The sequence below is a fragment of the Polaromonas sp. YR568 genome, assembly GCF_943372955.1.
GTDB lineage: Bacteria > Pseudomonadota > Gammaproteobacteria > Burkholderiales > Burkholderiaceae_C > Polaromonas.
In genome coordinates, this window is sequence record NZ_CALSAL010000004.1 from 207368 (window position 1) to 226792 (window position 19425).

Sequence of the window (19425 nt, forward strand, 5' to 3'; positions counted from 1 at the left end):
TTGATGGACGCTCTGATTGAGGCTTTACAGGGCGCGGCACAATGGGCACTAAGCGCCAAGCCCACTCCTCAGGACCCCCATGAAACTCGCAACCTACAAAGACTCTTCGCGTGACGGCCAGCTGGTGGTGGTGTCGCGCGACCTGTCCACCGCCCACTACGCGACCGGCATCGCCACCAGACTGCAGCAGGTGCTGGACGACTGGAACTTCCTGTCGCCGCAGCTGCAGGACCTGTACGAAACGCTGAACCAGGGCAAGGCCCGGCACGCCTTTCCGTTCGAGCCGGCGCAGTGCATGGCGCCGCTGCCGCGCGCCTACCAGTGGGCCGATGGCTCGGCCTTCATCAACCATGTGGAGCTGGTGCGCAAGGCGCGCAATGCCGAGGTGCCCGAGAGCTTTTACACCGACCCGCTGATGTACCAGGGCGGCAGCGACGATTTCATGGGGCCTTGCGACGACATCGTCGCCGCCGACGAAGCCTGGGGCATTGATTTCGAATCCGAAGTGGCCGTGATCACCAGCGACGTGCCCATGGGCGCAAGCCCCGAGCAGGCGCTGGACGGCATTCGCCTGCTGATGCTGGCCAATGACGTATCGCTGCGCAACCTGATTCCGGACGAGCTGGCCAAGGGCTTTGGCTTTGTGCAGAGCAAGCCGGCCACCGCCTTCAGCCCGGTCGCCGTGACGCCTGACGAAGCGGGCGACGCGTGGACGGGCGGGCGCCTTCACCTCACGCTGCAAAGCACCTGGAACGGCCGCAAGGTCGGCATGTGCGAGGCCGGCCCCGAGATGACGTTCTCTTTCGGCCAGCTGATTGCCCACCTGTGCAAGACGCGCAATGTGCGCGCTGGCAGCGTCATCGGCTCAGGCACGGTGAGCAACAAGGACTGGAGCCACGGCTACAGCTGCATTGCCGAAAAACGCGCGATTGAAACCATCGAGAACGGCGCGCCCAAGACCGCCTTCATGAAGTTCGGTGACACCATCCGCATTGAGGTCAAGGGCAAGGACGGCCAGTCACTGTTTGGCGCGATTGAGCAGAAGGTGGTCGCGGCGCGCTGAGTGTGGGGGCGGCAGGTTTCAGGCCACCCAATCGATCACCTAAGTGATCACCTAACCGATCTGCCCGATGAACACCTTGATGCCGCGAAGCAGCATCTCGACCGCCACCGCCACCAGGATCAGGCCCATCAGCCGCTCGATGGCGACCACAACACGGCTGCCGAGTACCCGCTGAATACGCTCAGCCAGCAGCAAGACCACCGCGCCGACCAGCATGGTCACAGTGAGAGCGGCCATCCATTCAAGACGTCGCTCGGGCTGTTGGCTGACCAGCAGCATCACCGTCGCCATTGCCGATGGTCCTGCAATGGCTGGAATGGCCAGCGGCACGATCAGCGGTTCGCCAGTCATTTCCTGAACCTCGCCTGTCGCGGGCGGGAAAATCATCCGCAAGGCAATCAGAAAAAGCACCACGCCACCCGCAATCTGCAGCGACAGATCGCTGAGATTCATGATGCGCAAAAAACGATCACCCACAAACATGAAGGCCAGTAGCACGGCAAAGGCGATCAGGATTTCTCGCAGGATGACGCGGGTGCGGCGTGCCGGCGCCACATTCTTGAGCGCATTGGCAAAAATAGGGATGTTGCCGAACGGGTCGGTGATCAGCAGCAGCAAAATGGTCGCCGAAGCGAAGGTGTAGGTCATGGCGGAACGGGTGCGTCTGGTTCAGTCAGGCATCGAGCTTATCAGGGGTGTCAGAACGGCAGAACCAGCGGCCCCGGCGAAAAAAGCGGTTGACGTGCCGGTGGGGCACTGCACAATGAATGGGCAACCGCACAAAACAAGGCCCACGCCAGGAGACACCCATGAGCGACGCTGACAATTCTTCATTTGCAGGTTTTGGCAAGCTGGTTCCCGGCTTTGACTTCCTGCAGAACCTGGCCAAACAGGCGGCGGGCAATGCCAGCCAGAGCATTCCGCAGCTGCCCAACCTCGGCAACTGGGTAGCGCCCACGCTGAACGTGGAAGACCTCGAAAAGCGCATTGACGAACTGAAGGCCGTGCAGTTCTGGCTTGACCAGAACGCCACTGCGCTGAAGGCCACCATCCAGGCGCTGGAGGTTCAGAAGATGACGCTGGCCACGCTCAAGGGCATGAACTTCAACATGGGCGATGTGGCCAATGCCTTCAAGCTCAAGGTGGCCGACAGTGTGGCCGGTGGGGTGCAGAAAGTCGCCGACAAAGCGCGCACCTTCTCCGGGCTGGAGATTCCCCCATCGGCTTTTGACGCGGCCCGGGCTGAGGCCGAAAGCGCCGCGCCAGCGGCCAAGCCGCGTGCGCCGCGGGCCAAACCAAAGGCACAACCCAAGGCCAGCACAGCAGCCCCAGCCGCTGGTGGCGTGGTCGACCCGATGCAGTGGTGGGGCGCGCTGACGCAGCAGTTCCAGACCATTGCCGCCGACGCCATGAAAGACGCCGCCAAAAAAACGGCCATGGACACCACCAAGACCCTGGCCACGGGGCTGGCCAAGGACGCGATGAAAAGCGCGACGGGCATGGCCACCGGTATGGCGAAAAACATGGCTGAGACGGCGGGCAAAACCATGGCGGGTGGCGCCCGCGCCGCGATGAACACAGCGCTGCGCACCAGCCAGGCCTGGCCCACCCCGGGCAAGGCGATTGCTTCCGCCAAAAACAAGGTGGCTGCCAAAGCCCCTGCTCGCAAAGCGCCCGCCAAGCGCGCGCGCACGACGACCCGAAAATAACCGCACGGCCGGCGCCCCACCGCACTGATTTCGGCTGCGCAAGCAGGCTGAAATCATTAACATGGGGGCATGAAACTCTTCCCCTACGGCCACGCCACGCATCCGCAATGGCAGATGGCGGCCGGCCTGGTGCTGGCCCAGCTGCGGGCCTATCTGGCACTGCCCGATTACGCCCAGTCGCCTACGCTGGCGCTGCTTTACATCACCGACCATTACGCGGGCGATGCGCAGGAAATCCTCGACCACCTGAGCGCCGAGCTGCCCGACATCACCGACTGGAGCGGCACGGTTGGCGTCGGCATTGCGTCGAACAACGTCGAGTACTTCGACGAGCCCGCGATGGCGGTGATGCTGTGCGAGCTGCCGCATGACCAGTACCGCGTTTTCTCCGGCGTGTCGCCACTGCCCGCCGCAGGCCCGGGCCGCTTCAAGGCGCATACCGCGCTGGTGCATGCCGATGCCAGCACACCCGATGTGGCCGAACTGATCGACGAGATGGCCCAGCGCACCGACAGCGGCTATGTGTTCGGTGGCCTGGCCTCCAGCCGTTCGCGCACGGTGCAGTTTGCGCTCAGCGGCCATGGCAATGTGAAGGGGCAGGGTGCGGCGGGCGGCGTGTTCAGCGGTGGCCTGAGCGGCGTGGCGTTTGCGCGCGATGCTTCGGGCAAGACCGGGCTGATGTCGCGCGTCACCCAGGGCTGCCGACCCGTCTCGGCAGACCATGTCATCACCGCCTGCGACGCCAACGTGGTCACCGAGCTGGATGGCCAGCCTGCGCTGGAGGTGCTGCTCGCTGACCTGAAGGTCTCACTTGATCAGCCGCGTGAAGCGCTGGCCAAAGTGCGCACCACGCTGGTGGGCCTGAGCCGGCCCGGTGAGGGGCTCAACGATGCCTCGCATAAGCGCGCCGGTCAGTTCGGCGCCGATGTGTTCGTGCGCCACCTGATCGGGCTGGACCCATCACGCAAGGGCATCGCGATTGCCGATGTGCCTGCCGTCGGCATGACGCTGGCGTTTTGCGAGCGCCACCGCGAAGCCGCCCGCGCCGACCTGATTCGGGTCTGTGCCGAGATCCGTGAGGAGCTGGAACCGGAGGAGGTCACGCTGGAAGTGGCTGGTGCGCTGAACGCGCCCGAGGCAGAGTCTCGCCCCCACGCAGCGCGGCGCATTGCTGGCGCGATTTACGTCAGCTGCTCCGGCCGTGGCGGCCCGCATTTCGGCGCGCCCAGTGCCGAGTTGCAGATCGTGCGACGCGCTCTGGGTGATGTGCCGCTGGTTGGTTTTTTTGCGGGCGGCGAAATTGCACGCCACCATTTGTATGGTTACACCGGCGTGCTGACGGTATTCACTTCACTGGAAGAGGCCGGCACGTGAAGGCTCTAGTATGAAGGCTTTGAAGTCCATCGCCTGCAGTGTGTTGCTGTTGGTTATCGTGGTGGTGCTGTCGGTGGCGCCTGCAGTCAGCCAGGCCCAGTCCAGCGAATGCGTGGTCGACCGCTACAACAACACCGTCTGCCCACCCGCCAAAACGCTGTGCCTGCTCGACAGCAGCAGCCGTCAGGTGAAGTGCTCGCCGGTTGACGGCGGCATCGTTACCGACCGGTATGGTGGCTTGCAATGCGGCCCGGGCCGCTGCGTGCTTGATGTGCGCGGTGATCCCTTCTGCTCCAAAGAGCCGGGCGGTGCGGCCGCGCGGGGCCAGTATGGCGACGCGGTGTGCACCGGCGGATGTGTCAAGGCGCAGGCTGCGCTCTGCACCACGCTGACACGCTGATCGCTGGTGGGGTGCTAGGGCCTTCGCGCTTCAACACTGAGGCGCGGCCAAGGCTCAGAACTCCTTACTGCGCTTGTCCAGGGGATGACACGTAAATCCGGCAGAATCCGCACACCGGGCAAAGACCACCCAGAGGCCGCCGCCAGAGCGCCGTCAGAGCGCTTGCCATCCAGCACCACGGAGAGGATTCCTTCATGAGCGTTGATTCAGCCCCATCGGCTGCCACCGCGGGGGCTACGACTTCGGCCTCTGCGTCAGCGGCACCGCCTCCCCATTCAGAGCACCCCAACCAGTTCGCCCTGTTGAAGCAGCGCCGCTTTGCGCCTTTCTTCTGGACGCAGTTCTCCGGCGCCGCCAACGACAACCTGTTCAAGTTCGCCTTCACCGTGATGGTGACCTACCAGCTCAGCGTGAGCTGGTTGCCGCCAGCGCTGGCCGGGCTGGCGATTGGCGCGCTGTTCATCCTGCCCTTTCTGCTGTTCTCGGCCACCAGTGGCCAGCTCACCGACAAGTTTGAAAAGACCCGGGTGATCCGCTTCGTGAAGAACCTCGAAATCGCCATCATGGGGGTCGCAGCCTTCGGCTTCCTGGCGTCTGATGTCAACCTGCAGGCGGTCATCCTGCTGGCCTGCACCTTCCTGATGGGCTTGCACTCCACGCTGTTTGGCCCGGTCAAGTTTGCCTACCTGCCGCAGGCGCTGAACGAGCGCGAGCTGACCGGTGGCAACGGCATGGTCGAGATGGGCACCTTTGTCGCCATCCTGATGGGCAATGTGGTGGGCGGCCTGATCGTGGCCATTCCGGGTGTCGGGCCGCACTATGTGGCGCTGGCCTGCGTGCTGGTGGCGCTGACAGGGCGTGTGGCGGCACAATTCATCCCGCTGGCCCCGGCCACCGATCCGGGGCTGAAGATCAATTGGAACCCGTTCACCGAGACGGTGCGCAACCTCAAGCTCGCGCACGACAACATCGTGGTGTTCCGCTCCATGCTGGGCATCAGCTGGATGTGGTTTTTTGGTGCGGTGTTTCTCAGCCAGTTCCCCAGCTTCGCCAAGGAAGTGCTGCACGGCAACGAGCAGGTCGCCTCGCTGCTGCTGGTGGTGTTTTCCATCGGCATCGCCACCGGCTCGCTCCTGTGCGAAGTGCTCAGCCGCCGCCATGTCGAAATCGGCCTGGTGCCGCTGGGCGCCATCGGCATGAGCGTGTTTGCAGTCGACTTGTATTTCTCATCGCGCGGCCTGCCGCCCGCAGAGGTGATGAATGCCGCCGCCTTCCTCGCCCAGCCCGTCCACTGGCGCGTGATGGCCGACCTGGCGCTGCTCAGCCTGTTTGCGGGGCTTTACAGCGTACCCATGTATGCGCTGATCCAGCTGCGCAGCCAGACCACGCATCGTGCCCGCATCATCGCCGCCAACAACATCCTCAATGCGCTGTTCATGATTGTCAGCGCCATGCTGGCCGGTGCGCTGCTCAAGGCTGATTTCAGCATTCCGCAGATCTTCCTGTTCGTCGGTTTGGCCAATGCGGTGGTGGCCTTCTACATCTTCATGCTGGTGCCTGAATACCTGATCCGTTTCGTCGCGCTGATGGCGTCGCGTTGCGTGTACCGCTTCAAGGTGCGTGGCGACGAGTACATTCCCACGCAGGGCGCAGCGGTGCTGGCCTGCAACCACGTGAGCTTTGTTGATGCCGTGCTGCTGATGGCGGCCAGCCCGCGCCCGATTTACTTTGTGATGGACCACCGCATCTTCAAACTGCCGGTGCTGGGCTGGCTGTTCAAGCTGGCCAAGGCGATTCCGGTAGCGCCGCAGAAGGAAGACCCCGCCGTTTACGAGGCCGCCTTTGAGCGTGCCGCGCAAGTGCTGCGTGAGGGCGATTTGCTCGCCATCTTCCCGGAGGGCGGCATCACCAAAGACGGCGAACTGCAGCCCTTCAAGGCCGGCATCCTGAAAATTCTGGAGCGCGTCAAAGCTGACGGCGTGAACGCTCCGGTGATCCCGATGGCCCTCACCAACCTGTGGGGCAGCTACTTCAGCCGCGTCGAAAAGGGCAACGCCATGGTGCGCCCGTTCCGGCGCGGCCTTTTCAGCCGGGTGGGGCTGAATGTGGGCGCGCCCATGCAGGCGGCTGACGTTCAGCCAGAGGTCTTGCGGGAACGGGTGGCGATCCTGCTGGTTACGTGACCACATGACCGCACGGACGAAGGCAACGGTGACGGCATGACCAAGCACAGATCACCTGCCGCGTCTGCGCCCTGAGCCTCGCCTGTTCGTCCAACGGGGCCCGGCCCCTGAAGCCTTACCCTGCTTCGCCCTGTCCGCCTACAGACGGGGTCGGGGGGCGGGCGCACATTTGGAGACTTCACTTACAAGTCAAAGGTCTCCATCATGAAATCATTTCTTCGTCAGCGCGTGGCGGCCCTGTCCTTGTCCACCGCCTGGATCGCCTCCCCGGCGTTTGTGCTGCTGCCCATCGCCGCCGTGATGCTGGCCTCGCCCGTCAGCGTGCGCGCCCAGCAGGCCGGGCCTGAGCTGCGCTCGCTGCAGGTTACTTCGGATGGCGGCCTGACGGCTGGTGCCGACCTGCAGTTCACCGTGGAGGCCACGCCGCGCGCGCAGGTCAATCTGCGCATTCAGGGCATTCAGCGCAACATTTCGCTGAAGGAAACCGCGCGTGGTGTTTACACCGCCGAGTACACCCTCAAGCGGCAGGACCGTGTCACCGACACCAGCCAGATCCGCGCGACAGCCCGGCTGCGCAATCGCAATGTGGCCGGCGTCTACAGTTTTCCTGCAGGCTTTTCGGGCGCGCCAGTAGCTGCTGCGCCCGCGCCTGCTGTTCTGAAGATTGACCGCTTCGCCGTGGCTCCGGTGGACAAAATCGAACCCGGTGCCGAACTGCGTTTCATGCTCAACGGCATGCCCGGTGCGGTGGCCAGCTTCGGCATTCCCGGTGTGGTCGACAACGTGCCGATGCGCGAAGTAAGGCCCGGCGTGTATGAAGGCAGCTACACCATCCGCCGGCTTGATGTCATCGCGCCCTCGCGCCCCATCGTGGCCACGCTGCGCATGGGCGACAAGGCCGTGGCGTCCAATTTGAGCCAGCCACTCACCAGCGATGCGAAGCCGCCGGTGCTGCGCAACCTCAGCCCGCGTGAGGGTGAATTGCTGGCGGGCAACACCACCACCTCGGTGTCTGCCTCGTTCGACGATGCTGGCGGTGTGGGCGTGGACCCGAGAAGCGTCCGCATTCTGCTGGGTGGCCGCAACGTGACCGCCGAGAGCAACATCACGGCGCAGTTCTTCAGTTACCGTGCCGATCTGCCACCAGGCCGCTACACCGTTGATGTGTCGGCCAAAGACATGGTGGGCAACAGTGTGAACAGGGCCTGGAACTTCGAGGTGGCCAGTGCGGCTGCCGCGCTGCCGGTGACCCTTCCACTGGAAGCCACAAGCCATGCCAACAACGCCATCGTGGAAGGCAACAGCACGACCGTACGCGGACGTACGGCGCCCGGCGCCACGGTGGATGTGAAGGTGCAGGCGATTGCGCCGCTGGCTGGCCTTTTCGGCGTGACGCAGGAAGTGCTGAACGAGCGCGTGCAGGCCGACGGTGCGGGTAACTTCAACTTCACGTTCTCGCCACGGTTCCCGATGCCCGGTACGCGCTATGAAATTGACATGGTGTCCAACAAGGCGCCGCTCAAGACCGAATCGCGCTTGGTGCTGTTCCAGAAGCAGGGTTAAAGCGGGAGAGCTTGGGCGGCAGGGCGTTGCCTGGCAACGCCCCCTGTTCAGACCGGGCGACCGAAGAACGGATAGGCCGGGTCGTTGTAGCCAGCGCTCGATGAATGCCCTGGCACCACCAGTGCGTTGATGAAGGCTTCGTCTTCAGCGTCCAGCGTGAGGTCGGTCGCGCCGTACACGTCTTCCAGATGTGACAGCGTACGCGGCCCGACGATGACCGAGCTGATCAGCGGATTGGCCAGCACCCACGCAGCAGCAAACTGCCCGGGCACCCAGCCCTTGGCTTCGCAGCGGGCCTTGATCTTCTGCGCAATCACCAGCGACTCTTCACGGAACTCGGTTTCCAGAATGCGCTTGTCGCCGCTGCCGGCGCGTGTGCCTTCAGCTGGCGGCTGGCCCGGTGGGTACTTGCCGGTGAGCACGCCGCGCGCCAGCGGGCTGTAAGGCACCACGCCCAGACCGTAGTGGCCGCAGGCCGGCAGGATGTCGGTCTCGGGTTCGCGGTTGAGCAGGTTGTAGTAGGGCTGGCACACCACGGGCTGTGGCACGCCGGCTTTCTCGCACAGGCGCACGACTTCGGCAATGCGCCAGCCGCGAAAGTTCGACAGGCCAAAGCTGCGGATCTTGCCGGCGCGAATCAGGTCGCCGACCGCGCGCACGGCTTCGTCGAGATTGGTCTCGTGGTAGTCGCGGTGCAGGTAGAGGATGTCGAGGTAATCGGTCTGCAGCCGCGCCAGGATGGCGTCGGTCTCCTGCATCAGCCAGCGCCGCGAGTAGTGGCCTTCGTTCAGTGCATCGCTCACCGGGTTGCCCAGCTTGCTGGCCAGCACCCAGTGGTCGCGCTGGCCTTTCAGGATGTGGCCGAGATCAATCTCAGACTGGCCCTTGTTGTACACATCGGCGGTGTCGACAAAGTTGATGCCGTGTTCGCGCGCCGACTCGACGATGCGCGCTGCGTCTTCGAACGGCGTCTGCTTGCCAAACATCATGGTGCCCAGGCACAGGGCTGAGACCTTGAGATTGCTGCTGCCCAATCGGCGGTACTGCATGTGGAATCCTTCCGGAGAAATGGTGAGTCTGATGTGCTCGTCAGGGCGCTACGCGCTCGACCAGATACTCTTTGGCAAACCAGTAGGTCTCTGGCGAGCGGAACGCGCCCAGCGTGCCTTCCTTCTGGTCCTGTCGTGAGCGCAAGTCCCAGCGCTCGTCAATGATGCGGCAGGCCTCGCAGGGCTTCTGGCCGACGCGGCGCTGCACCAGCGCGTAGCGGGTGTTCTTGAAGAGTGCGTCGACGTCGGTGTAGTCCACCGGCTGCGCGGCAAAGTAGGGCACCACTTTGGCGCCGGTGATGATGAACTCGTAACGCTCGAAGTGGCCGTTGAAGTTGCTCGGCACCGAGACGTCCTGCCCCTTCAGCAACTGCAGCGTCGATGGCTTGAACTCGCCCATGCTGCCGTTGAAAGGCTGGGTCACCCAGGCCAGCGAGAACAGCACCGCAAAGCTGGCCAGTGTGCCCACGGGTTTCGTCAGCCCCTTGCGGAAGATGCCTGCCACGCAGGCCACGGCCGTGCCCGCGACAAAAATCCAGAACAGCGGCGAGTACAGCCATGGGTCTTGCGTGGCGCGGATCGCGCCGTAGGCAATCAGCACCATGGCCAGCGTGCCGATCAGGCAGAACACCAGCGTGATGCCGAACCAGATGCGACCGATGTGGTGCCAGTACAGCGCAATCAGGATGCCGAGCGCAGGCATCGCGGGAATCAGGTAGCGGGTGGAGCGCTGGTTGGGCAGCATGAACACCAGCGCAAGCGCCAGCATCCACAGCCACAGCACCTTCTCGGCCGGGCTGACCGCTGCGCCCTGCCGGTAGCTGCGCCACGCCGCCCAGAAGCAGCCAATCGACACCGGCAGCAGCAGGCCCGCGTTGGAGAAGTAGCCGGTGAGGATCACCAGAAAGCCGCTGTTGCCGCTGAAAGCCACATTGAAGTAGCCGGGCGATGATTTGAACTTGCCAGCGTTCTCGCCGACCACAAACTCGCGCCACACCTCGCCCGGCTGCGGGTCCACCGCGAACCACAGGCCGAACACGACGAGGGCCAGCACACAGATGGCCGCCACCTTGATGCCGTCGCCCACCACGCCGCGCCGGAAAACCTGCCATGGCGCCTTGCGTGCGCCCACCGTCTGGTAGCACAGCGCCAGGCCCAGGCCCACCGGCACCACCATGGCAAACGACTTGTAGAGGCAGCCGATGCCGACGGCCACGCCCGCCAGCAGCGGGAACTTCCAGCGCGAGGCCAGCAGCTTCGTCGGTGACCAGGCGATGGCAAAGAACACGCCGAACAGCCAGAAGGTTTCAGGCGCGCTGGTCAGGTAAGGCCGGCCATAGCGGTAGCTGCTGAAGAAGGACAGGTAGGCAATGGCGGCCACCGCGCCGAGCATGACGGCCTGGTGGGCGTGGTCGGCTGCGGCCGTGCCGTTGAACGCCGAGCGGGTCGATTGCGAATCGCTCTCGCGCACGGTTTTCCACGTCAGCAAGCCGACCATCAGCGCGATACCCCAGGAGTAAACAAGACTGGGCAATCGCAGGTTGAGCAGCGTCCATTGGTCGCCCCAGCCACCGGCCACCATGGCCTGCCAGAACAGCACCGGCGGCTTGGTGTTGCGCATGAAGTCGTAGGAGCTGACCAGTGGCAGCCACTGGTCGGTGGCGGCGGTCAGGCGGGCGATGTGGGCATAGACCAGTTCGTCGCCGTTGCGCGGAATGTGGTCGCCACCAAGGCCAAACAGATAGCCCAGCGCCACCAGCACGGCAGCGGCGAGCCAGAACAGGTGAACCGGGTAGCGGGATGAGATGGAGTCGGCTTGCGGAGTGGACATCGTCGGGTTTCAGGGAGCGTCGTCCCGGGCTGCGGGTGCGGGCACAGGGGTTTCGGCCGGGCTGGGGGCTATTTTGGCGCGCCGCTTGCGAAATGTCAGGCGGTCATTGGCCACGAAGTTGCACACACTTGCCAGCACGATGGACAGCAGGTTGGCCAGGATGTAATGCATGTGCAGCGCCAGCCATTTGGTCAGCAGCGACTGCACGGCAATCGACAGGCCGGCCGCCATCACGTATTTAGCGAACAGGTACAGCGTGGAGTGGTGCACCTCGTGCCGGCGGTCGCGCCAGGTCAGGCGCCGGTTCCAGTAGAAGTTGTTGATGGTGGCCAGCGTGATGGCAATCGCAATCGAGTAGTTGAGCCGCACATGAAAGTCTTCAATGCCCTTGAGCAGGAACTCCTGCATCAGGTAAAGCACCGCGATGTTGACCACGGTGCCACTGGCGCCGACCACGCCGAACTTGATGAAGCGCCAGCGCACCATGGGCTGCAGGCGCTCGGGCAGGCGGCGAATCACCGCTTCGGCAAAGCCGCGCAAAGTGGGCATCAGGCGCTTTCCGGCGCCGCAAGGCACTCACGTGCCTTGGCCAGCACGGTGTCGGGTGCAATGACCTTCAGGCACTGGTTGTCACCGTCGCAGAACGAGGCGCGGTGGTTGTAGGCCGTGAGGCAGGGCGAGCAGGGCCATTGGCTGTAGAACGAATAGCACTTCGGCGTGAGTGGCGCGTAGAGGCTGGGTGTTTCGGGGCCGAAGAGCATCAGCGTCCAGATCGGCGTAAGGGCCGCAAACTGGCCAGGGCCGCCATCGTTCGTCACCAGCAGGCGCGCCACATGGAACAGCGCCAGCAGCTCCGAAATAGACCGCGTGTAACCCGTCAGATCAATGATGGCCCCCACGCTCCCCACTGCGTGTGGTTCGCTGCCCCCCGAGGGGGCCGTCCGCCTGCGGCCCGGCAAAGCCGGTTCCGCGGCTCCACTGGCCCCCGCGCTCCCAACGGCATGTGATACGCCGTCCCCTGTCTGGACTGCGCGGACCAGTTGCTGGGCCAGTTCGCGGTCGTCCTTCAGGCCAATCACCGCCACAGCGCAGCCGTCGGCCACCAGGCCTTCGCACAGCGCGGTGTAAGAGGCCAGCGGCCAGGCGCGAATCGGCAGGATGCCACCGCCCGGATACACCAGCACCAGCGGCTTGCCCGCAATCGCGGGGAAGTCCTGCGCAAGGCGTTGCCGGATGCCGTCTTTCAACGCCGTATCCAGCTGCACATGCGGTGGGGGCTTCACCGTGCTGACGACCGGTGGTGTGGATGCCGGCAGTTTCGACTTGGGCACTGCCGTGGAATCAATCGCCCGCGCGAGCGTGAGGAACTGCGCGCTGATGTGGTGATAGGGGTTGTAGGGCACCGGCCGGTTGATGTGCGAGCCGCGGTACAAGCCCTCCTGTGTGTGGCGGTGAAAGCCCACGCGCACTGAGGCGCCGCTGGCATAAGACAGTAGGCTGCTGATGCGCGAAAAAAGTTCGCAGTCAATCGCGACATCGACCTTGGCGCGCCGCAATTCGCCAATCGCGCGCCACAGGCTGGTGAGCAGGCCGGAAAGCGATTTGTCATCCACCGTGTGCACATGGGCCGGATCCATCACCTGCATCAGGTCGAGGATTTCGCGGTTCTTGCCGAACAGCAGGGCGTGCAGCTCGGCCTGCGGGTAGCGTTGCTTGAGGCGCGCAAACATGTCGTGCGCCAGCACCAGGCTGCCCATTTCCGAAAGCAGGATCACAACGATGGCGCGCGGCGCCTGGTCGGCTGATGCCTTGGGGCTGAGGGTGCGCACTACGGCGTCAAAGCCGGAGACTGCCGCGCACAGCGGAATGCCGGCCCAGCGGTCAATCCAGCGTTGAAGATTGATGTTCATGGCTCAGATGCCCCGCTGCCGGTCAGCGCGGAACTGCGCGGCGAATTCCCCGAAGCGGCCGGCGTCGAGCGCATCGCGGATTTCCTGCATCAGGTTCAGGTAGTAGTGCAGGTTGTGGATGCTGGCCAGCATGGGGCCCAGCATTTCGCCGCAGCGGTCCAGGTGGTGCATGTAGGCGCGGCTGAAGCCACCGGTGGTGGTGCCGTCGGCCTGCGCGCGGCCACGGCAGGTGTAGCAGGTGCAGGTCGGGTCCACCGGCAGATCGTCGGTCTTGTAGCGGGCGTTGCGGATTTTCAGGTCGCCGAAGCGGGTGAACATGTGGCCGTTGCGCGCGTTGCGGGTCGGCATCACGCAGTCGAACATGTCGACGCCCGAGGCCACGCCCTCGACCAGGTCTTCCGGCGTGCCCACGCCCATCAGGTAGCGCGGCTTGTCGGCCGGCAGGCGGTGCGGCGTGTGCGCCATGATGCGCTGCATTTCTTCCTTGGGCTCACCGACGCTGACGCCGCCGACCGCGTAGCCGGGCAGGTCGAGCGCCACCAGCGCGTCGAGCGATTCCTGGCGCAGGTTCTCGAACATGCCGCCCTGCACGATGCCAAACAGTGCGTTGGGATTCTCAAGCTTGGTGAACTTGTCAATGCAGCGTTTGGCCCAGCGCAGGCTCAGCTCCATCGAACTGCGGGCTTCGCTTTCGGTGGTGATGTGGCCTTTGGTGTCGTAGGGTGTGCACTCGTCGAACTGCATCACGATGTCGCTGTTCAGCACGGTCTGGATCTGCATCGAGATTTCAGGTGTCAGGAACAGCTTGTCGCCGTTGACGGGTGAAGCGAACTTCACGCCCTCTTCCGAAATCTTGCGCATTTCGCCCAGCGACCAGACCTGGAAGCCGCCGCTGTCGGTGAGGATGGGCTTGTGCCAGTTCTCGAAACCGTGCAGGCCGCCAAATTGCTGCATCACGTCGAGACCAGGCCGCATCCACAGGTGAAAGGTGTTGCCCAGGATGATCTGCGCGCCCATGTCGTGCAGCGACTGCGGCATCACGCCCTTGACCGTGCCATAAGTACCCACCGGCATGAAGATGGGCGTCTGCACCACGCCGTGGTTGAGCGTCAGGCGACCGCGCCGGGCGTGGCTTCCGATCCCGCCGCCCACCGGCGCATCGGTCTTCAAAACTTCAAATTCGAGCATCCCGTGATTGTCGCAGGTGTGTTTTCCGCCCTGGATGGCTCAGCGCCCGGCGAAAGGGGTGGGCTGGCGTGCCAGCAGCATCGCATCGCCATAGCTGAAAAAGCGGTAACGCTGCGCAATCGCGTGCCGGTACAGCGCCATGATGTGCTCGTAGCCCGAAAAGGCGCTCACCAGCATCATCAGCGTGCTTTTCGGCAGGTGGAAATTGGTCAGCAGCACATCGACCACTTCGAATTGAAAACCGGGCGTGATGAAGATGTTGGTGTCGTTACAGCCGGGGCCGAACTTGGCGCTGGACTCCAATGCCCGCACGGTGGTGGTGCCTACGGCGACCACGCGGCCCCCCCGGGCCTTGCAGGCGGCGATTGCATCGTGGGTGGCTTGCGGCACCTCGAAACGCTCGAAGTGCATGGTGTGTTCGCTGATGCGTTCGGTCTTCACCGGCTGGAAGGTGCCGGCGCCTACATGCAGCGTGACGCTGGCGGTGGCAATGCCGCGTGCGGCCAAGTCGCTCAGCACCGTTTCATCAAAATGCAGCGCCGCCGTGGGGGCGGCCACCGCGCCCGGGTGCTTGGCAAACACCGTTTGGTAGCGCTGCTCGTCATCGGCCGAGTCGGTGTGGGTGATGTAGGGGGGCAGCGGCACATGGCCGTATTTCGCCATCAGCGCATACGGGTCGCTGCTGAGCTTGAAATGGTAGAGCGGCCCGTCTTCTGCCGGCCAGCGGCCCAGCAGGGTGGCGGTGAAGCCGCCGTCCATCTGAAGTACCGCGCCCGGCAGCGGCTTCTTGCTGACCTTCATGTGGGCCGCGACTTCGTGTCCCTCGTCGGCATGCGGCGACAGCACCCGCTCTATCAGCAGCTCCAGTTGCCCGCCGCTGGCCTTCTTGCCAAAGAGGCGTGCCTTCACTACCTTGGTGTCGTTGAACACCAGCAGGTCGCCGGGGTTGAGCAGGGCGGGCAGTTCGGCAAAGCGGCGGTCATGGGCCTCGCCGGCGGTACGGCCGTCCAGCAGGCGCGAGGCGCTGCGCTGCGGTGCGGGGTGCTGGGCGATGAGTTCCTCAGGGAGCTCAAAGTCAAAATCGCTGAGGGTGAAAGACGTCTTCATAAACACTGGGTTAACGACATGGGGTTAACGGCACAATTGTCCCATGCCCCCTTCCGGCACTTCCCCCCGAAAAAAAGCGGTACCCGCCGCCGGGGCGCAGCCTTCCCCGCCGGCAGACACGTCCGCGAAACCTTCGAAGGCTGAACCCAAGTCGCCGGCCCAGAAGGCACTGGAAAAGCTCGGCCTGCGCCGCGATATTGATCTGGCCCTGCACCTGCCGCTTCGCTACGAAGACGAAACCCGCATCGTCCGCCTGGCTGACGCCCGCGACGGTGATCTGGTGCAGATCGAAGCCCGGGTAACCCACAGCGAAGTCACCTTCCGCCCGCGCCGCCAATTGCGTGTGACGGTCGATGATGGCAGCGATACCTGCGTGCTGCGCTTCATCAACTTCTACCCTTCGCACCAGAAGACCCTGAGCGTGGGAGCGCATGTGCGGGTGCGCGGCGAGATTCGCGGCGGCTTCATCAGCCGCGAGATGGTGCACCCCAGTTTCAAGCTGGCCGGCGGTGAGCTGCCGGGCGCACTGACGCCGGTGTACCCGACCGTCGCCGGTCTTCCGCAGGCCTATCTGCGCAAGGCGGTGCTGGGCGGTGTGGCCCGCGCCGACCTGAGCGAAACCATTCCCTCGACCGCGTCTTTGCAACAACCCCTCTGGAGCCTGCGCGACGCGCTGCAGTTTCTGCATCACCCCACGCCCGACGTGTCGCTCGCCACGCTGGAAGACCGCAGCCACCCGGCCTGGCAGCGCCTGAAGGCCGAGGAACTGCTGGCCCAGCAGCTGTCGCAGCTGCAGGCGCGGCGCATCCGCGCGGCCATGCGGGCACCGTCGCTGGCAGGTCTCGCGCTGCGTGGCACCCAGTGCACGCTGCATGACCAGTTGCTCGAACGCCTGCCGTTCCGGCTCACGGCGGCGCAGCAGCGGGTGTGTACCGAGATTGAGGCCGATCTGAAGAAAAACGTGCCCATGCACCGGCTGCTGCAGGGCGATGTGGGCGCGGGCAAGACCGTGGTCGCGGCGCTGGCGGCTGCGCGTTGCATTGACGCCGGCTGGCAGTGCGCGCTGATGGCGCCGACGGAGATTCTGGCCGAGCAGCATTTCCGCAAGCTCATCAGCTGGCTGGAGCCGCTGGGCATCACCACCGCCTGGCTCACCGGCAGCCAAAAGACCAAGGAGCGGCGCGAAGCGCTGGCGCTGATTGAAAGCGGTGCGGCCGCGCTGGTGGTAGGCACCCATGCCGTGATCCAGGACAAGGTGGTGTTCAAGAACCTCGCGCTGGCCATCATCGACGAGCAGCACCGCTTTGGCGTGGCCCAGCGTCTGGCACTGCGCAGCAAGATGACAGACGTCGTGGGTGTGGGGGAGTTGAACCAGGGACACCGCGGAACCGGCTCAGCCGGGCCGCAGGGTGTCGCCCCCTCGAGGGGGGAGGCGGATACACGCAGTGAGCCCACAACGGGGGTGGAGCCTCATTTGTTGATGATGACCGCCACGCCGATTCCGCGCACGCTGGCGATGAGTTATTACGCTGATCTGGACGTTTCCACCATCGACGAACTGCCGCCCGGGCGCACGCCCATCGTGACCAAGGTGGTCAACGACGCGCGGCGCGATGAGGTGGTCGAACGTATCCGCGGACAACTCGCTGAAGGGCGACAGATTTACTGGGTCTGTCCGTTGATTGAAGAAAGTGAATCGATCGATCTTGTCAATGCCACTCAGACCCATGAGACGCTGAGCGCCGCACTGCCGGGCGTGGCGGTGGGCCTGCTGCATTCGCGCATGCCGGTGGCCGAGAAGAAGGCGGTGATGGCCGAGTTCACCAGCGGAAAAATGGGCGTGCTGGTCAGCACCACGGTGATCGAGGTCGGGGTGGATGTGCCCAATGCCTCGCTGATGGTGATCGAGCACGCCGAGCGGTTTGGTCTCAGCCAGCTGCACCAGCTGCGCGGCCGGGTCGGGCGCGGCGCGGCGGCATCGGCCTGCGTGCTGCTGTATTCCACTGGCGACGCCCCCCGGCTGGGCGAGATGGCGCGCGAGCGCCTCAAGGCCATGGCCCAGACCAACGACGGCTTCGAGATCGCCCGCCGCGATCTGGAAATCCGCGGCCCCGGCGAATTCCTCGGCGCCCGGCAGTCGGGTGCGCCCCTGCTGCGTTTTGCCGATCTGGCGACCGACACCGAACTGCTGGCCTGGGCGCGTGCGCTGGCGCCGGTGATGCTGGATCAGCGGGGGGATCTGGCGCAGAGGCATGTTTTGCGGTGGTTGGGGGGGAAGGCGGAGTTTTTGAAGGCCTAGGTTTTGGGGGGGGTCCGAGGGCTCGGTGCATTGCTGAGATTCGGAGCCGGGGGTTGCCCGGCAGCAACTCACTTTTCTTTTGCGTCGCCAAAAGAAAAGTAAGCAAAAGAAAAGGCGACCCTGGTGCCTGCGTCCCCTCCGCTGCGCTACGGGGCAACCTGCGGTGCTCGGTCCAGGCGGGGTCTGGCTAAACTCGCTTCGCTCAGACAACGCCAGCCCTGATCCGCCTGAACCTCCGCTCCTCGGCGCATTCACAAGGGTTGGAGGCAACAAGACATAAGACAAATACCGAACTTCCCAAGGACACGCCTTGGCGTGTCCTTGTTGTATTCGCTTTCGGGTATCCGCTCCCGATTGCCCCGTGTGGCTGGGCCGAGCAGCGCAGATGGAGGCGGAGGGTCAGGCCGCACTTGTTTGAGCCGAAGGCGAGTTGTGCGGACTGCCGCCGTAATCGAGCAGCACAGGTTGCCCGTAGCGCAGCGCAGGGACCCAGACTTCGGGTCGCCTTTCTTTTGGGAACTTTTCTTTGGCGAAGCAAAGAAAAGTGCCTCGCCCGCCGGGGCGAGTCCCGGCCTCAGGCCTCAGCAAGCAACCCAAAATCAGTTCAAAGCCAACGACCGCCGCCACGTAACGGCAAACCCCCTCATCTGCCTATCCTGCCACCGCGCCAACAAAACCATCCCCACCACCGCCCCAATCAACGCCAGAAACATGTCGGACTGCGTATCCCATGGATCACCTTGCGTCCCCAGAAACGCATCAGCCCCCTGGCCGATGGCCAGAGCCGTCCACCACTCCAGCAATTCATAGACCGCGCTGATTGCCATCGCCACGCAAATTGACAGGAAAGCCGTCATGCCCCGGTGGCTCAGGTCGCCGCGTTGCAGCAGCACCTCGCGCGCCACCATCGCGGGTACCAGCCCCTGCATGAAGTGGCCGATCTTGTCGTAGGGGTTGCGGCTCAGGTGAAACAGGTCCTGGAGCCAGAACCCCAGCGGGACCCGCGCATAGGTGTAGGTGCCGCCTAGGATCAGCACCAGCATGTGCGCAGCGATCAGGATGTACAGCAGCGTGGTGATGGGGTAGCGCTTGCCAGTCATCCAAAGGATGGGTGCGGCAATCACCGCTGGTGCCACTTCGAGTGCCCAGGTGGCACGGTCGTGTGGCGAGAGGCCTGAGCACACCAGCGCCACCAGTACCGACAGGTTCAGCCCCAGTAGCAGAGGCCAGCGGTTCATGCGGGCGCGCTCATGTGGGTCAGATCATGCAGTGCGCATCGCTGGTTCACAGCGCACTTCTGTCTTGACGGAGCTGGCGATGAAACAGGCCTCATGCGCTTCGTGGTGCATGGCTTCGAGTTCCTCTTTTGTCGGCACGCGACTACCGGAGAAGGTGGCCTCGGGATACAGGGTGACAACGGTCATCGCGATCTTGCCTTCGGCGTTTTTCTCCATCACGCCAACAGCGGCATCGGTGTAGTGCTCCACGCAGAAACGGTGCTTGACGGCAATCGACAGGAACCACAGCATGTGGCAGCTCGACAGCGAGGCGACAAAGGCTTCTTCCGGGTCCAGTGCCGATGCATCAGACATCGGCAGCGGCACCACCTGCGGCGACGAGGAACCTGGGATTTCGAGGCCGCCGTCAAAACGCAGCAGGTGCTTGCGGCTGTAGCGGTTGCCCAAAAAGTCGCCGCCCTCGCGGCTCCAGGTGACTTCTGCGGTGTAGCGTGACATCAAGGGCTCCAGG

The 19425-nt window shown here is 64.2% G+C and carries 16 protein-coding genes; 7 read left to right on the forward strand and 9 right to left on the reverse strand.

The genetic code is table 11. The features are described from left to right. The first annotated feature begins 79 nt into the window (after positions 1–79). Positions 80–1063, forward strand: coding sequence for a fumarylacetoacetate hydrolase family protein (locus AAG793_RS12610; protein WP_341908635.1), 984 nt, complete (start codon positions 80–82; stop codon positions 1061–1063). A gap of 51 nt (positions 1064–1114) precedes the next feature. On the opposite strand, the gene AAG793_RS12615 is transcribed toward AAG793_RS12610, so the two are convergent. Beyond that, a complete protein-coding gene (locus tag AAG793_RS12615; protein ID WP_341908636.1) occupies positions 1115–1711 on the reverse strand; it encodes a MarC family protein in 597 nt (198 codons plus the stop codon). Between the two features lie 161 nt (positions 1712–1872). On the opposite strand from AAG793_RS12615, the gene AAG793_RS12620 reads away from it, so the two are divergent. From AAG793_RS12620 to AAG793_RS12640, 5 genes are all read left to right on the forward strand, one after another. Next, the gene (locus AAG793_RS12620) at positions 1873–2772 is read left to right on the forward strand and encodes a PhaM family polyhydroxyalkanoate granule multifunctional regulatory protein (protein WP_341908637.1); all 900 of its coding nucleotides are present in this window, start codon (positions 1873–1875) and stop codon (positions 2770–2772) included. 69 nt (positions 2773–2841) lie between these two features. Next, positions 2842–4146 carry an FIST N-terminal domain-containing protein gene (locus AAG793_RS12625; RefSeq protein ID WP_341908638.1) on the forward strand — a complete coding sequence of 435 codons (1305 nt, stop codon included), beginning with the start codon at positions 2842–2844 and terminating at the stop codon, positions 4144–4146. Positions 4147–4156: 10 nt separating this feature from the next. Then, a complete protein-coding gene (locus tag AAG793_RS12630) occupies positions 4157–4546 on the forward strand; it encodes a hypothetical protein (RefSeq protein ID WP_341908639.1) in 390 nt (129 codons plus the stop codon). A gap of 194 nt (positions 4547–4740) precedes the next feature. After that, positions 4741–6729, forward strand: a complete 1989-nt coding sequence (locus AAG793_RS12635; protein WP_341908640.1) for an MFS transporter — start codon at positions 4741–4743, stop codon at positions 6727–6729. A gap of 204 nt (positions 6730–6933) precedes the next feature. Then, complete coding sequence (locus AAG793_RS12640; RefSeq protein ID WP_341908641.1) at positions 6934–8292, forward strand: hypothetical protein; 1359 nt, start codon at positions 6934–6936, stop codon at positions 8290–8292. Between the two features lie 47 nt (positions 8293–8339). On the opposite strand, the gene AAG793_RS12645 is transcribed toward AAG793_RS12640, so the two are convergent. Genes AAG793_RS12645 through queA form a run of 6 tightly spaced genes read right to left on the reverse strand, consistent with a single transcriptional unit; the run spans position 8340 to position 15377 of the window. Then, entirely contained in the window at positions 8340–9341 is a 1002-nt protein-coding gene (locus tag AAG793_RS12645; protein WP_341908642.1) for an aldo/keto reductase, read from the reverse strand. Positions 9342–9381: 40 nt separating this feature from the next. After that, entirely contained in the window at positions 9382–11172 is a 1791-nt protein-coding gene (locus AAG793_RS12650; RefSeq protein ID WP_341908643.1) for a glycosyl transferase, read from the reverse strand. 9 nt (positions 11173–11181) lie between these two features. After that, complete coding sequence (locus AAG793_RS12655; RefSeq protein WP_341908644.1) at positions 11182–11721, reverse strand: GtrA family protein; 540 nt, start codon at positions 11719–11721, stop codon at positions 11182–11184. Then, positions 11721–13082, reverse strand: a complete 1362-nt coding sequence (locus tag AAG793_RS12660; RefSeq protein WP_341908645.1) for a glycosyltransferase family 9 protein — start codon at positions 13080–13082, stop codon at positions 11721–11723. Before AAG793_RS12660 ends, AAG793_RS12655 begins: the two co-directional genes overlap by 1 nt. Positions 13083–13085: 3 nt before the next feature. Next, a complete protein-coding gene (gene tgt, locus AAG793_RS12665; RefSeq protein ID WP_341908646.1) occupies positions 13086–14270 on the reverse strand; it encodes a tRNA guanosine(34) transglycosylase Tgt in 1185 nt (394 codons plus the stop codon). A 39-nt stretch (positions 14271–14309) separates the two neighbouring features. Then, positions 14310–15377 carry a tRNA preQ1(34) S-adenosylmethionine ribosyltransferase-isomerase QueA gene (gene queA / locus AAG793_RS12670; protein ID WP_341908647.1) on the reverse strand — a complete coding sequence of 356 codons (1068 nt, stop codon included), beginning with the start codon at positions 15375–15377 and terminating at the stop codon, positions 14310–14312. Between the two features lie 43 nt (positions 15378–15420). Here queA and recG point away from each other — a divergent pair, with 43 nt between their 5' ends. Next, positions 15421–17676 (forward strand): ATP-dependent DNA helicase RecG, encoded by a 2256-nt coding sequence (recG, locus tag AAG793_RS12675; protein WP_341908648.1) that lies wholly within the window; start codon positions 15421–15423, stop codon positions 17674–17676. A gap of 599 nt (positions 17677–18275) precedes the next feature. Here the strand turns inward: recG and AAG793_RS12680 are convergent. Beyond that, positions 18276–18914: a DUF2238 domain-containing protein gene (locus AAG793_RS12680; protein ID WP_341908649.1), complete on the reverse strand. Its 639-nt coding sequence runs from the start codon at positions 18912–18914 to the stop codon at positions 18276–18278. A 24-nt stretch (positions 18915–18938) separates the two neighbouring features. Continuing rightward, positions 18939–19412, reverse strand: a complete 474-nt coding sequence (locus tag AAG793_RS12685; RefSeq protein ID WP_341908650.1) for an OsmC family protein — start codon at positions 19410–19412, stop codon at positions 18939–18941. Positions 19413–19425: the final 13 nt, after the last annotated feature.

What these genes read in the sequence shown, in the direction of transcription:
- AAG793_RS12610 (WP_341908635.1), top strand. Translation starts at nt 80, where the DNA reads ATGAAACTCGCAACCTACAAAGACTCTTCGCGTGACGGCCAGCTGGTG.
- AAG793_RS12615 (WP_341908636.1), bottom strand. Translation starts at nt 1,711, where the DNA reads ATGACCTACACCTTCGCTTCGGCGACCATTTTGCTGCTGCTGATCACC.
- AAG793_RS12620 (WP_341908637.1), top strand. Translation starts at nt 1,873, where the DNA reads ATGAGCGACGCTGACAATTCTTCATTTGCAGGTTTTGGCAAGCTGGTT.
- AAG793_RS12625 (WP_341908638.1), top strand. Translation starts at nt 2,842, where the DNA reads ATGAAACTCTTCCCCTACGGCCACGCCACGCATCCGCAATGGCAGATG.
- AAG793_RS12630 (WP_341908639.1), top strand. Translation starts at nt 4,157, where the DNA reads ATGAAGGCTTTGAAGTCCATCGCCTGCAGTGTGTTGCTGTTGGTTATC.
- AAG793_RS12635 (WP_341908640.1), top strand. Translation starts at nt 4,741, where the DNA reads ATGAGCGTTGATTCAGCCCCATCGGCTGCCACCGCGGGGGCTACGACT.
- AAG793_RS12640 (WP_341908641.1), top strand. Translation starts at nt 6,934, where the DNA reads ATGAAATCATTTCTTCGTCAGCGCGTGGCGGCCCTGTCCTTGTCCACC.
- AAG793_RS12645 (WP_341908642.1), bottom strand. Translation starts at nt 9,341, where the DNA reads ATGCAGTACCGCCGATTGGGCAGCAGCAATCTCAAGGTCTCAGCCCTG.
- AAG793_RS12650 (WP_341908643.1), bottom strand. Translation starts at nt 11,172, where the DNA reads ATGTCCACTCCGCAAGCCGACTCCATCTCATCCCGCTACCCGGTTCAC.
- AAG793_RS12655 (WP_341908644.1), bottom strand. Translation starts at nt 11,721, where the DNA reads ATGCCCACTTTGCGCGGCTTTGCCGAAGCGGTGATTCGCCGCCTGCCC.
- AAG793_RS12660 (WP_341908645.1), bottom strand. Translation starts at nt 13,082, where the DNA reads ATGAACATCAATCTTCAACGCTGGATTGACCGCTGGGCCGGCATTCCG.
- tgt (WP_341908646.1), bottom strand. Translation starts at nt 14,270, where the DNA reads ATGCTCGAATTTGAAGTTTTGAAGACCGATGCGCCGGTGGGCGGCGGG.
- queA (WP_341908647.1), bottom strand. Translation starts at nt 15,377, where the DNA reads ATGAAGACGTCTTTCACCCTCAGCGATTTTGACTTTGAGCTCCCTGAG.
- recG (WP_341908648.1), top strand. Translation starts at nt 15,421, where the DNA reads ATGCCCCCTTCCGGCACTTCCCCCCGAAAAAAAGCGGTACCCGCCGCC.
- AAG793_RS12680 (WP_341908649.1), bottom strand. Translation starts at nt 18,914, where the DNA reads ATGAACCGCTGGCCTCTGCTACTGGGGCTGAACCTGTCGGTACTGGTG.
- AAG793_RS12685 (WP_341908650.1), bottom strand. Translation starts at nt 19,412, where the DNA reads ATGTCACGCTACACCGCAGAAGTCACCTGGAGCCGCGAGGGCGGCGAC.